Source organism: Anaerosolibacter carboniphilus, from assembly GCF_014205875.1.
Lineage (GTDB): Bacteria > Bacillota > Clostridia > Peptostreptococcales > Thermotaleaceae > Anaerosolibacter > Anaerosolibacter carboniphilus.
In genome coordinates this window covers 149,596-163,195 of the sequence record NZ_JACHEN010000003.1, presented here as the reverse complement: position 1 = coordinate 163,195, position 13,600 = coordinate 149,596, and the positions used below count along the sequence as shown (strand labels likewise).

Annotated in this window: 15 protein-coding genes; all 15 read left to right on the top strand. The window is 42.1% G+C overall.

What is annotated here, in order from left to right:
• The first annotated feature begins 3 nt into the window (after nucleotides 1-3).
• The 15 genes from HNQ80_RS03860 (at nucleotide 4) to HNQ80_RS03790 (ending at nucleotide 13,591) form a co-directional block, all read left to right on the top strand.
• Nucleotides 4-228, top strand: a complete 225-nt coding sequence (locus HNQ80_RS03860) for a DUF7678 domain-containing protein (RefSeq protein WP_069980575.1) — start codon at nucleotides 4-6, stop codon at nucleotides 226-228.
• Between the two features lie 144 nt (nucleotides 229-372).
• On the top strand, nucleotides 373-1,938 hold the full coding sequence (locus HNQ80_RS03855) for a terminase TerL endonuclease subunit (RefSeq protein WP_202695228.1): 1,566 nt from the start codon (nucleotides 373-375) through the stop codon (nucleotides 1,936-1,938).
• Between the two features lie 12 nt (nucleotides 1,939-1,950).
• Entirely contained in the window at nucleotides 1,951-3,213 is a 1,263-nt protein-coding gene (locus HNQ80_RS03850; protein ID WP_456298207.1) for a phage portal protein, read from the top strand.
• Nucleotides 3,210-3,890: a head maturation protease, ClpP-related gene (locus tag HNQ80_RS03845; protein WP_184308338.1), complete on the top strand. Its 681-nt coding sequence runs from the start codon at nucleotides 3,210-3,212 to the stop codon at nucleotides 3,888-3,890. The genes HNQ80_RS03850 and HNQ80_RS03845 overlap by 4 nt, the downstream gene beginning before the upstream one ends.
• Before the next feature lie 12 nt (nucleotides 3,891-3,902).
• Nucleotides 3,903-5,102, top strand: a complete 1,200-nt coding sequence (locus HNQ80_RS03840) for a phage major capsid protein (protein WP_184308336.1) — start codon at nucleotides 3,903-3,905, stop codon at nucleotides 5,100-5,102.
• Between the two features lie 15 nt (nucleotides 5,103-5,117).
• Nucleotides 5,118-5,336, top strand: a complete 219-nt coding sequence (locus HNQ80_RS03835) for a Head fiber protein (RefSeq protein WP_184308334.1) — start codon at nucleotides 5,118-5,120, stop codon at nucleotides 5,334-5,336.
• Between the two features lie 19 nt (nucleotides 5,337-5,355).
• Complete coding sequence (locus tag HNQ80_RS03830) at nucleotides 5,356-5,664, top strand: head-tail connector protein (protein ID WP_184308332.1); 309 nt, start codon at nucleotides 5,356-5,358, stop codon at nucleotides 5,662-5,664.
• 3 nt (nucleotides 5,665-5,667) lie between these two features.
• Nucleotides 5,668-6,003, top strand: coding sequence for a phage head closure protein (locus HNQ80_RS03825; protein WP_184308330.1), 336 nt, complete (start codon nucleotides 5,668-5,670; stop codon nucleotides 6,001-6,003).
• A complete protein-coding gene (locus HNQ80_RS03820) occupies nucleotides 5,996-6,427 on the top strand; it encodes an HK97-gp10 family putative phage morphogenesis protein (protein ID WP_184308328.1) in 432 nt (143 codons plus the stop codon). Before HNQ80_RS03825 ends, HNQ80_RS03820 begins: the two co-directional genes overlap by 8 nt.
• Nucleotides 6,424-6,777: a hypothetical protein gene (locus tag HNQ80_RS03815; protein ID WP_069980583.1), complete on the top strand. Its 354-nt coding sequence runs from the start codon at nucleotides 6,424-6,426 to the stop codon at nucleotides 6,775-6,777. The genes HNQ80_RS03820 and HNQ80_RS03815 overlap by 4 nt, the downstream gene beginning before the upstream one ends.
• A gap of 3 nt (nucleotides 6,778-6,780) precedes the next feature.
• On the top strand, nucleotides 6,781-7,383 hold the full coding sequence (locus HNQ80_RS03810) for a major tail protein (protein WP_184308326.1): 603 nt from the start codon (nucleotides 6,781-6,783) through the stop codon (nucleotides 7,381-7,383).
• Between the two features lie 11 nt (nucleotides 7,384-7,394).
• On the top strand, nucleotides 7,395-7,778 hold the full coding sequence (locus HNQ80_RS03805; protein WP_184308324.1) for a hypothetical protein: 384 nt from the start codon (nucleotides 7,395-7,397) through the stop codon (nucleotides 7,776-7,778).
• 213 nt (nucleotides 7,779-7,991) lie between these two features.
• A complete protein-coding gene (locus tag HNQ80_RS03800; protein ID WP_184308322.1) occupies nucleotides 7,992-10,277 on the top strand; it encodes a phage tail protein in 2,286 nt (761 codons plus the stop codon).
• A gap of 13 nt (nucleotides 10,278-10,290) precedes the next feature.
• The gene (locus HNQ80_RS03795) at nucleotides 10,291-11,064 is read left to right on the top strand and encodes a distal tail protein Dit (RefSeq protein WP_184308320.1); all 774 of its coding nucleotides are present in this window, start codon (nucleotides 10,291-10,293) and stop codon (nucleotides 11,062-11,064) included.
• Nucleotides 11,065-11,068: 4 nt separating this feature from the next.
• Entirely contained in the window at nucleotides 11,069-13,591 is a 2,523-nt protein-coding gene (locus tag HNQ80_RS03790) for a phage tail spike protein (RefSeq protein WP_184308318.1), read from the top strand.
• Nucleotides 13,592-13,600 lie beyond the last annotated feature (9 nt).

Below are 13,600 nucleotides of genomic sequence, written 5' to 3'. Positions count from 1 at the left end.
GCCATGTGGAAAGAAGGTAGCATCAAAGTTCATGACAGTATCATCCATTATTGGGTAAAGTGCTATGAGAAAGGCTCGGAATTTGGAATTGACGAAGGACGCATCTCTAAGCTGATGCTTAAACGTAACGGAAAGATTATTGCAAATTATGACCGGGGCTGGGACATTGAACCTGTGGATGAGGATGCAGAAATTGCGCTTGCAATCCTATTGCTAGAACACAACTAAATAGTAAAAGAGGACAGTGCCAAAGTTGGCTCTGTTTCTCGTATGGATAGAATGATAAGGCTTGCTTGATGCAGGTCTATTTTTATGCTTGTTGGGAGGTGACCGCATATTAGAAAGTTGAAGAAATATAAACCGACAGCTTTTATGGCAAAGGACTCTTATTACGATAAAGATGCTGCAGACTATGCGGTCAACTTTATTGAGTGCTTAAGCCATACCAAAGGTAAATGGTCAGGAAAGCCTTTTGAACTCATAGATTGGCAAGAGCAAATTATCAGAGATATTTTTGGAACACTTAAACCAAATGGATATAGACAGTTTAATACAGCTTATATTGAGATACCAAAGAAAATGGGTAAATCAGAACTTGCGGCTGCTGTTGCCCTACTTCTTTGTTGTGGTGATGGTGAAGAAAGAGCGGAGGTTTATGGTTGTGCTGCAGATCGTCAGCAAGCATCGATAGTATTTGAAGTTGCAGCTGATATGGTGCGTATGAGCCCAGCACTTAGTAAACGAGTTAAGATCCTGTCGGCAACAAAGCGTATTGTTTTTCAGCCGACAAATAGTTTTTATCAAGTGCTTTCAGCTGAAGCCTATTCAAAGCATGGTTTTAATATACACGGTGTTGTTTTTGATGAACTTCATACCCAGCCCAATAGAAAACTCTTTGATGTTATGACCAAGGGTTCTGGTGATGCAAGAACCCAACCGCTGTATTTTCTTATTACCACTGCAGGGTCAGACACCAAATCTATCTGCTATGAGACACATCAAAAAGCGAAAGACCTCTTGGAAGGGCGAAAGGTTGACCCTACATTTTATCCAGTTATTTATGGAGCAGACGAATCTGATGATTGGACTGATCCAAAAGTATGGAAAAAAGCAAATCCAAGCCTAGGGATTACAGTGGGAATCGACAAGGTAAAAGCCGCTTGTGAATCTGCAAAGCAAAATCCTGCAGAAGAGAATACATTTAGGCAGTTAAGACTTAATCAATGGGTCAAACAAGCAGTTAGATGGATGCCAATGGATAAGTGGGATAAATGTGCTTTTGCCGTAAATGAAGAAGACTTATTTGGAAGAGTTTGCTATGGCGGTCTAGACCTTTCAAGTTCCATAGATATAACAGCCTTTGTACTCGTGTTTCCACCGGAAGATGAAGATGACAAATATGTTGTTCTTCCCTATTTTTGGTTACCGGAAGAAACCCTTAATCTCAGAGTAAATCGTGACCATGTTCCCTATGATGTATGGGAAAAGCAAGAACATCTTAAGACTACAGAAGGCAATGTGGTGCATTATGGTTTCATTGAGAAGTTTATTGAAAGTCTTGGTGAAAAGTACAACATTCGAGAAATTGCCTTTGACCGCTGGGGTGCAGTCCAGATGGTACAAAACCTTGAAGGCATGGGATTTACCGTTGTTCCATTTGGACAGGGATTTAAAGATATGAGTCCACCAACCAAGGAACTTATGAAACTAACCTTGGAGGAAAAGGTCGCACATGGTGGACATCCTGTTCTTAGATGGATGATGGATAATATTTTTATTCGTACTGATCCGGCGGGCAACATTAAACCGGATAAAGAGAAGTCAACAGAAAAAATAGATGGTGCTGTAGCCACTATTATGGCTCTAGATAGAGCAATTCGCTGTGGCAATGATACGAGTGCTTCGGTTTATGACGGTCGGGGATTACTCGTGTTTTAGGAGAGGAAAGTGATGCAGATGGGGCTATTTACAAATATTTTTAAAGCACGTGACAAACCACAAAATCGAACTGCAGGGAGCAACTATAGTTTCCTTTTTGGCGGCTCGACAAGCGGCAAGCCTGTTAATGAGCATACAGCCATGCAAATGACTGCAGTGTATTCCTGCGTGAGGATATTAGCAGAGGCTGTGGCAGGGCTTCCCCTTCATCTATATAAATACACCGATAGCGGTGGTAAGGAGAAAGCACTTTCTCATCCGCTATATTTTTTATTACATGATGAGCCAAATCCAGAGATGAGTTCTTTCGTTTTCCGCGAGACGATGATGACTCATCTTTTATTATGGGGCAATGCCTATGCTCAGATTATTCGAAACGGCAAAGGTGAAGTCATAGCACTGTATCCATTAATGCCAAATCGAATGTCTGTGGATCGAGATTCCAGTGGCAATCTCTATTATTCCTACACCAGATATTCCGATGATGCACCAACGATGAATGGTGTGGCGGTTACATTAAGACCAAGCGATGTACTTCATATTCCAGGTTTAGGCTTTGATGGTCTTGTGGGTTACTCGCCGATTGCTATGGCTAAGAATGCTATAGGTATGGCAATAGCATGTGAGGAATATGGAGCTAAGTTCTTTGCTAATGGGGCAGCACCAGGAGGGGTACTTGAACATCCTGGCACCATTAAAGACCCTCAGAAAGTAAGGGAAAGTTGGAATGCAGCCTATCAAGGGAGTAGCAACTCTCATCGCGTGGCAGTACTTGAAGAAGGCATGAAGTACCAGCCAATTGGTATCTCGCCGGAGCAAGCTCAGTTTTTAGAAACAAGGAAATTTCAAATCAATGAAATCGCTCGAATTTTCCGTGTACCTCCACATATGGTTGGAGACCTGGAAAAGTCGAGCTTTTCTAATATTGAACAACAATCACTGGAGTTTGTGAAATACACCTTGGACCCTTGGGTAATTCGGTGGGAGCAGGCCATTAGCAGAGCGCTTTTAAGATCAGATGAAAAGAAGCAGTATTTTTCCAAGTTTAACGTAGATGGTTTACTTCGTGGAGATTATGTTTCTCGAATGAGCGGCTATGCAACCGCCAGACAAAACGGATGGATGAGCGCCAATGATATTAGGGAGCTTGAGAACCTAGACCGAATTCCACCTGAGCTTGGAGGAGATTTATACCTAATTAACGGCAATATGACCAAACTTGCGGATGCGGGCATATTTGCAAATAAAGAAGGATTGGAGGAAACAGCCAAATGAAAAAGTTTTGGAACTGGGTGCGTGATTCAGATACACAAACACGAACCCTCTACCTTAACGGTGCAATTGCAGAGGAGAGTTGGTTTGAAGATGATGTTACTCCTGCAGCTTTTAAAGCAGAGCTTATGAGTGGCGAAGGAGACATTGTTGTTTGGATCAACTCTCCCGGTGGCGATTGTATCGCAGCATCACAGATTTATAACATGCTGATGGATTACAAGGGCAATGTCACTGTAAAAATTGACGGTATTGCAGCATCAGCCGCATCGGTCATTGCAATGGCAGGAACAGAAGTCTTGATGTCACCAACCTCACTCATGATGATCCATAACCCATTCACCATAGCCATTGGTGATAGTGAGGAGATGCAAAAGGCAATGCAAATGTTAGATGAAGTAAAGGAAAGTATCATCAATGCTTATGAACTGAAAACCGGTTTATCACGAACAAGGCTATCCCATCTGATGGATGCAGAAACATGGCTTAATGCCAATAAAGCGATTGAGCTTGGTTTTGCTGATGACATCATGTTTAGAACTGGAGAAAGTACTGTGCAAGATAGTTTTGTGTTTAGCCGAAGAGCAGTGACCAATTCATTAATGGATAAGCTTAAGAAACCAGTTGTCAAACAATCAACCGAGCCGCTTTATGAGCGGCTTAATTTATTAAAATATTAGGAGGAAATCAAAATGAGTAAAATTCTTGAACTGCGTGAAAAACGTGCAAAAGCATGGGAAGCGGCAAAGGCATTTCTTGATTCAAAACGTGGCAGTGACGGGCTTGTTTCTGCGGAGGATGCGGTAACCTACGACAGAATGGAAGAGGACATTGTTAATCTTGGAAAGGAAATCACAAGACTGGAACGCCAAGAGGCACTTGAAGCAGAACTTAACAAACCTGTGAATATGCCTCTTACTGGAAAACCAAATATTCCAGGGATGGAAACAAAGACTGGAAGAGCAAGTGATGATTATAAGAAGGCATTCTGGAATGTCATGCGAAGCAAAAATCCTAGACATGATGTACTCAATTCCCTCTCTGTAGGAACTGATTCTGAGGGTGGATATCTTGTTCCAGATGAATTTGAACGTACCCTAATTCAAACCCTTGAGGAAGAAAATGTGTTCCGTAAGCTGGCAAAAATTATTCAGACCTCAAGCGGTGACAGAAAAATTCCTGTTGTAGTGACCAAAGGAACTGCGGCTTGGCTTGATGAAGGCGAGGAATTTGATGAGAGTGATTCTGTATTTGGTCAGACTTCCATTGGTGCATATAAGTTGGGTACGATGATCAAAGTCTCGGATGAACTCTTAAATGATAGTGTATTTAATCTTGAAAGCTATATTTCCACTGAGTTTGCAAGAAGAATTGGAGCAAAGGAAGAGGAAGCATTTCTTGTTGGAGATGCTGATGGAAAACCTACAGGCATTTTCAATGCTACGGGTGGAGCACAGCTTGGGATTACTGCAGGTTCGGCTACAGCTATTACAGCAGATGAGATTATCGATCTTGTATACTCATTAAAAGCACCATACAGAAAAAATGCAGTGTTCTTAATGAATGATGCAACGGTGAAAGCAATCCGTAAACTAAAAGACGGACAGGGCCAATATCTATGGCAGCCTTCGCTGACTGCGGGTACTCCAGATACATTGCTAAACCGTCCAGTATATACTTCAGCCTATGCGCCAATTATTGAGGCTGGGGCAAAGACCATCGCATTTGGTGACTTTGGTTACTACTGGATTGCGGACAGACAAGGACGTTCTTTCAAGCGTTTAAATGAGCTATTTGCAACCACTGGTCAAGTTGGTTTCCTTGCAAGTCAACGTGTAGACGGTAAACTGATCCTTCCTGAAGCTGTTAAAATCCTACAGCAAAAGGCTTAATGGGAGGTGCAAATGATGAGTTATAACACGAAGAATTATACAGAGCAAGGTGGAGAAAAGACCGTAATCGGTGGTGAACTTGTCATAGAAGAGGGGGCCAAAGTAACCGGCCTCCCTGTTCTTGAGAATCAACCAGCAAGCACTGCGGCTACTGTAGAGGACTTGGTAACGGACTTTAATGCCCTTCTTACCAAGTTAAAAGCCACTGGGATAATGGTAGAGGATACTCCGTAGATAAAGGAAGGTGACGGTGATGACACTGTTTGAAAAGGTAAAGGCAAATCTAATTCTTGAGCATGATCGTGATGATGAACTTCTTCAGACATACATCACCACTGCAACCTCCTATGCCGAGAGTTACCAGCATCTGCCGGAAGGTCATTATAGCGAAAATGCAATGCCGCCAACTACGGAGCAAGCCATCATCATGCTGTCATCCCACTTCTATGAAAGTCGGGATGGCAGTACGGGTGGCTTTTTTGCTGACAATGTGCAGGCGGGCCAGCAGGTTTGGAATACGGTAAATTTACTGCTCAGGCTTGATCGGGATTGGAAGGTGTAGCGTATGAGCTTTGGAAAAATGAATACCTTTATAGATATTATTTCTGTTGAAACAGCAAAAGACAGTGAGGGTTTTAGTAAACCCACTGACACCATTGTTGCGTCTGTTCGTGCTTATAAGGAAGATCGTCACGGGAATGAAAAATGGGCCAATAGAGCAACCTTCTCTGAAGCCACCGCACTGTTTTGCTTTCGTAAGATACCGGATATTCCGGTGTCTACTAAGATGGTCATTGCGTGCAGTGATGGACGATACGAAATCACAAGTGTGGAGGATGTAAAAGGAAAAGGTATGTATATTGAAGTTTTGGCGAAAAAGGTGGTGGCATCAAGTGGCTAAAGCAGATGTTAAAATGCCAGAGGATTTTCTTCTAAAACTTTCAAAGCTGGGTGATAAGACAGATGAAATTATACCGAAGGTGCTGGAGTCAGGAGGAGAAGTAGTTGTAGAAACAGTAAAGTCAAATTTACAAGGGACTATTGGAAGTGGAACAAAAGAAAAAAGCCGGTCTACGGGTGAACTAGTCGATTCCCTTGGTGTCTCCCCTGCTAAGCTAGATCGAAACGGTAATTTCAATGTAAAAGTGGGTTTTAAAGAACCAAGAAGAAATGGTGAAAGCAATGCCAAGATAGCCAATATCATAGAGTATGGGAAATCCGGTCAACCACCAAAACCATTTTTAAAGCCTGCAAGAAGGACTTCAAGAAAAGCCTGTATAGAAGCAATGAAACAGCGATTTGATGAAGAGGTGGATAAAATATGAGCATCTTAAAAGAATTAAATCTCATAGCAGATATGTGTAGCATTCCAGTAGAGACAGGTGTTTTTTCTGGTGTGCCTCCTGATGTTTATCTTGTAATCACACCTCTTGTCGATTTGTTTGAGGTTCATGCTGATAACAAGCCTGAATATGAAGTGCAGGAAGTTAGACTTTCCCTATTTGTAAAAGGTAACTATATTGGCATTAAAAATAATTTAGTCCGCACTCTTTTGGGTGCGGATTTTACAATAACAGACCGTAGGTATATCGGCCATGAAGATGATACAGGCTACCACCACTATGCCATTGATGTGGCAAAACCCTATGAATTTAAATTAGAAATGGAGGAATAAAATATGGCTACAATTGGTCTTGATAGACTTTATTATGCAAAAATCACCGAGGATGCAAGCGGTGATGAAACCTATGAAACCCCGGTGCCCTTGGCAAAAGCCATAAGTGCAGAACTGTCGGTAGAGCTTGCTGAGGCAACGCTTTATGCCGATGATGGTGCGGCTGAAATCATTAAAGAGTTCAGAAGTGGCACATTAGCGCTTGGTATTGATGACATTGGAGTGACTGCCGCAGGAGATCTTACAGGAGCAACCATTGATGACAATCATGTGCTCATTTCAACCAGTGAAGATGGCGGTGACCCTGTTGCGGTAGGCTTTAGGGCTAAAAAAGCAAACGGAAAGTATCGTTATTTTTGGCTGTATCGTGTCAAGTTTGGTATCCCAGCAACTAATCTGGCTACTAAAGGCGATAGCATTACCTTTTCAACTCCAACCATTGAAGGGACAGTGCTACGCAGGAACAAATTGGATGGTCAGGGCAGACATCCTTGGAAAGCAGAAGTTAACGAGGGTGATGAAGGAGTCACACAATCAATTATTACTGGATGGTACAACGAAGTATATGAACCTACATTTGCCGCATCCGGTGGCACTGAAGAATAGGAGGATGTTCCATGGATAACGAACGCAGCGCCAAGATTACTATTAGTGGTCAAGAGTATGAGCTTATTTTAACGACTAAGGCTACAAAAGAAATTGCAGGAAGATATGGTGGGCTTGAAAACCTGGGTGAAAAGCTTATGAAATCAGAAAACTTCGAGATGGCACTGGATGAGATTGTCTGGTTGATTACATTGATGGCCAATCAAAGTTTGCTTATTTATAACCTGCGAAATCCGAATGATAAGAAGAATCTTCTCACGCAAGAGGAGATTGAACTTCTTACTTCACCTTTGGAGCTTGCCACATATAAAAACGCACTGATGGAAGCGATGTTTAAAGGGACGAAACGAAATATTGCATCGGAAGATGACTCAAAAAACGCACAAACCGGGTAAATGAGGAGGAGCTCTTTACTCGGCTTTTATATTACGGAACAGTCCATTTAAATCGTACTGAAGAGGAAACATGGCTTACACCTCTTGGGCTTTTGATGGATTTATGGGAATGTCACAAACAGTTCCTTGGAGTGAGCAAGCAAAAAAGGGAGATTTCCATAGATGATGTTATTCCCTATGGTATTTGATTTTTAAAGGAAGGAGGCGGTGATTTTGGCAGATAACTTTGGGCTCAAAATTGGTGTTGAGGGCGAGAAGGAATTTAAAAGTGCACTTCGTGACATCAATCAGACATTTAAGGTTCTGGGATCTGAGATGAAACTGGTATCCTCACAGTTTGATAAGCAGGATAAATCTGTCCAGGCCTTAACAGCAAGAAATGAAGTTTTAAATAAGGAAATAGATGCACAAAAGAATAAAATCGGTACTTTGGAAGCTGCCCTTAAAAACGCCGCTGAATCCTTTGGTGAAAATGATAAGAGAACGCAGGCTTGGCAAATCCAGCTTAATAATGCCAACGCTGATTTAAATAAGATGGAACGGGAGCTTGGTGAAAATAACAAAGCACTAAATGAAGCCAGTGAAGGTTTTGATGAAGCGGGAAATGAAGCGGACGATTTTGGTGATGAGATAAAAAAGAGTGCTAACGTTGCAGATGATGCGGGAGGAAAATTTGAGAAACTAGGCAGTATTGTCAAAGGAATCGGTGTGGCAATCGGAGCGGCTATGGCTGCCATTGGAACTGCTGCAGTTGCCGCCGGTAAAAAGCTTTATGACATGGCTAATGATGCGGCTGCAGCTGGAGATGAGATTGATAAAGCAAGTCAACGCATAGGACTTTCCAGAAAAGGCTATCAAGAGTGGGACTATGTGCTTTCGCAAAATGGTGCAAGCATATCTACTTTAGAAAATGGCATGAAAAAACTAAATAACACGGTTGATGACTCCATCAATGGTAGTACTTCTGCCACTGATAAATTCAGGCGATTAGGAATCTCAATGGAAGATCTCCAAGGGAAATCAAGAGAAGAAATCTTTGAGATGACTGTGAGAGGGCTGCAGGGTATTGCTGATGAAGGCGAAAAAGCGGCCATTGCCAATGATCTCCTTGGAAACTCATCCGTGGAACTAGCAGCCCTTTTAAACCAAACTGCAGAAAGCACAGAAGACTTGAAGAACAAAGCCAGCGAGCTAGGGCTGGTGATGAGTGATAAATCCATCGATGCTGCAGTCGAGTATACCGATGCCATGGATAATCTTACCCGTTCTTTTACTGGTGTGAAAAACAATATCACTTCCCAACTCCTCCCCGGCTTTACCATGATCCTTGATGGTCTTACAGGTCTAATCACAGGGCAAGAAGGTGCAGCGGAACAGTTAAAAGCTGGAGCCAAAGAAACAGTTGACCAGATAGCAGTAATTCTTCCTCAAATCTTAGATGTGGTCACTGGACTGATAGCTGCCATTGCAGAAGTTGCTCCTGAGCTAGTCATTGCTCTTGTTAACGGTATTTTGGATAATTTACCAACACTGATTGATGCAGCGACAAATATTATTATGACCATAGTGGGCGGTCTTATTGAGGCATTGCCACAGATAACTCAAGGGGCGCTTCAATTGGTACTAACTTTAGTGGATGGAATCATTGCCAATCTCCCTGCCCTTGTTGAAGCGGCACTTGTGATGATTGTTACCCTTGCAACTGGCATTGGTGAAGCACTGCCGGAACTGATTCCGTCCATCGTAGAAGCAGTGATTTTGATTGTAGAAACATTGATTAATAATCTGGATTTGGTCCTAGAAGCGGCTTTCCAAATTATCAGTGGTTTGGCACAAGGTATCTTAAATGCACTGCCTACCTTAATTCAGGCTTTACCGCAAATTATTAGTAGCATTATTACTTTTATCACCACAAATCTACCTAAGATTATTGAAATGGGTGTTCAGCTGACTATTCAGCTTGCGGCAGGATTGATTCGGGCTATTCCTCAGTTAATGGCACAAATTCCTCAGATTATTACAGCAATAGTGACTGGTTTAGGAAAAGCCATACCGGCCATTATTGATGTGGGTAAAAACATCGCCAGAGGACTCTGGGATGGTATTGCCTCCATGGTGACTTGGCTTAAAAATAAAGTCAGTGACATGGTTGGTGGAATTGTCAAAGGAGTTAAGGGACTTTTAGGCATCCGATCTCCATCTCAAGTTTTCGCAGGTATTGGTGAAAACATGGGTGAAGGTATCGGTGTAGGCTTTGAGAAGGCCATGGATGATGTTAGTGAAGATATGCAAAAGGTCATCCCCACAGATTTTAATTTAGACTCCGATGTAAATGTAAATGGTGGTGCAGGTGGCGGATATGGAATGCTTGGTGGCTCTTTAATTACCATTCAGCAGATGATTGTACGAAGTGAAGATGATATTAGAAAGATATCACAAGAACTCTACAATTTAATGCAGACCGGTTCTCGAGCACAGGGGCGCTTTATAACGACGTAAAGGAGGGCGATGTATGGGATTTATTTATAACGGTATTAGTTCAAAGAACATGAAGATAAAAGCAAGACTCACAAGCTGGCAGGCATCGCCCGCCCTTAGAAACTCTTATGAAATGGTGCCGGGGAAAGCGGGTGTTGCTGATTTTGGTTGTGATAGCTCAGAGCGAATCATTATCGTTAATTGTAATGTATACCCACAAAAAAGTTTTGCTGATCTAGTAGGTGTATTGGATGGGTTAGCTGAATGGTTAAACCCCATGAATGGTTTGAAACAACTTGTATTGGATGATATTCCGGATCGTTACTTTTATGCCCGTCTTACTGAACAGGTGGATTGTGAGAGGCTACTTAGAACGGCAGGGGCATTTGATCTTAAGTTTATATGCCCAGATCCTCATGCTTATGCTCTGACAGATGAGCAATTTACAATTTCTAGTGAAGGCAACCATGAGATTGAAAGATTAACCGGAAATGCTGACTCAGAACCCGTTTATCAACTAAAGGGTACAATTAACAGTTCATCCTCCACCTATATCTCGATTACAACAAATGGTGAAGAATTACGAGTTGTTGGAGCTTTGACAGCAGATGAAGTTCTTGTCATTGACAGTGGACTAGTGACAGCCAAAATAACGGATACAAACGGAAACACATTGAGAAATGGTTTGCCAGGCTTGGATGAGCTGAATTTTCCTGTTCTTCATAAGGGAGATAATGAAATAGCAATCACTGTGGCGGGAGCAACATTTTCTGAATTAAGGATTCTGGCTAAGAGCAGATGGAGGTGATAAGGTGGCCATTAAGTCGATTTTAACAGTGCAAACAGATTTCACAGGCGAGTATCCAGTAAGTGATCAAACCGTTGGACTTTGGCGATTTAATGAATCAGCGCCAGATGGAAACACCATGCTTTTAGATGCATCGGGCAATAACAGAAACTTCTTTGTTTCCGGATGGTCAGGAACTTCAGCTAGTTTGGTTTTAGGTAGACTCGGGAGATTTTTCAGGCAAAACATTGTCAATCCTACAAGTGAAAGAACCCATTTAGTGGCTACCAATGACGGTAGCTTTTTTAGTGATTTAGGAGAAAAAATCGTAGTGGGTGGATGGATTAACCCGACAACTTATTCTATTGGTCAAAATTTTATTCCCATTTTTAATACCAGACATGGACCAGGACAACCGATTTTCTATGTCTCCTTATACCAAGGAAGATTAAGACTAATGCTTTACAATGCATCGGGTTCGCTGATTTATGATCAAACGGAAACACCAAGTATTACGCTTAGGAATAATGGTTGGTATTTTATAGCGTCCATTATTGAAGTAAATAGCAAAAGAGTACAAAATTTGGTCTGTGACCGAAGTGATGGTGATGTTTGGCAATCGCCCCTTAGAACTTTTACAGGAGATTTGAATCAAAATTGTGTTGCCAATATTGTCATGGGAATGCTGGCTGATACTTATTATTATGCGGGCGGATTTGATGATTGGTTTTATGAAAAGAATTCTGAGCTTACCATGGAGGAGCTTATTTCCTACTTCAAATCTTCTATCTTGGCAAACGGTGGTGACAGTACCGCTGATGTAGATGCTCTAACGGAACCGGGTACTGTTATGCTGAAGGCAACAAGTGGTGTTTATGCTCAAAATGGTCAGCTTTATACAACCGCAGCTGCCTGTGGTCTTGCAGGAACAGGACGAGTATCAGTAACCAGCGAATACACAGCAGGAGTAACTGCCATCTCCCTTGTTGAAACCTCTACCTCTGATGATTTAGTCAGTTGGACACAGTGGCAGTCAGTGGGACCCAGCGGAGAACTTCAGTCACCGAATAGAGCTTATATTCGTTATCGAATTACTTTGACCACTCAAGATACAACAAGAACACCTAAGCTTATAGAAATACAGCTTCATGATATTCCGAAACCACCTTATGAGAGGCTCGGATTTGCAAGACCAGTTGTTTTGGATACCAACGGTGCGTGGGAAGCGGTGTTAGAAAATGCCTTTGACATCATTGTAACCAGTGAGGTAAACGGTGCTGATATTTTGGAATTTAAGTTGCCATTTCATGATCCTAAGCGAGAGTCTTTGGATAATGAGAAACAGGTGCAGATTGTAAATGATGTGTACCGAATTCGGACCACGACAGATGAGAAAACTTCTGATGGTCGAGTGATTACACAAGTGTATGCGGAAGCTGCCTTTTATGATCTTTCATTCAGCGCGGCAAAAGAGCCGATGGATTTTGTCGCTGAAACACCAGAGGCTCCTATGCATTATGCCCTGATTGGTACAGGGTGGGCTTTAGGGAATGTCACGGTAAGTACAAGGAGAACATGGCAATCTACGGAGAAAAACGCGCTATCAATTCTTCGAGCCACACAGAACATTCATGGAGGAGATTTAATATTTGATAGTGCTAATAGGTTGGTGCATCTTCTGACATTTGGTGGCACAGACAGTGGAGCATTGTTTTGCTACAGAAAAAATATGAAAAGCATACAAAGGGTAGTAGATACAAGAAGCTTAATCACTCGACTTTATGCATATGGAAAAGATGGGATGACATTTGCCTCTATTAATGGCAATAAAGAATATGTGGAGGATTACAGTTACTCATCAGAAGTAAGAGTGGCAACCCTTGATGCCTCATCCTTTAGCAATCCTTATCAGATGCTCGAGTTTGCTAATATGCGATTAGCACAGTATTCAAAGCCTAGAATTTCCTATGTTCTTTCAGCTATGGATTTATCTGTGCTGACGGGCTATGAACATGAAGCTTGGAATCTTGGAGATATCGTTACCGTGGATGATAAAGACTTAAATTTGTCAGTAAAAACTCGTGTGGTGCGCAGGCAGTACAATCTACAAGAGCCATGGAAAACAGTGCTGGAGCTATCCACCACCTTAAGAGAATTAGGGGATGCATCTGCTGGGTGGGATAAAGCTGCCGATATTTTATCCTCAGCCGATGTCCTTGACAGGCAGGAAGTAAAAGATTTAGTCCCCTTTAACCATCTAAGAAATTCAAGAGCCGATGACGGGATCACCTACTGGCTCAATTCAGGGTTTGATGTTGATCCAAACAATGGTGTCTCAGGAGATGCTTCCTTTAAAGCTGATGGGGTTTTAGGTATGACAAAAAGTCTATCTCAAACTATTTATCCAGCAAGTAGGAGGAGTTACACATTCTCAGCTCAGATTGCATCAGAGAATCTTCAAAAAGGCCCTAATGGGCAAGTCGGCATTGAAGTTATGATTGAATACGAGGATGGTACAACCGAAACAAGGTTTATTGATCTCTTTTAGGAAGGAGTG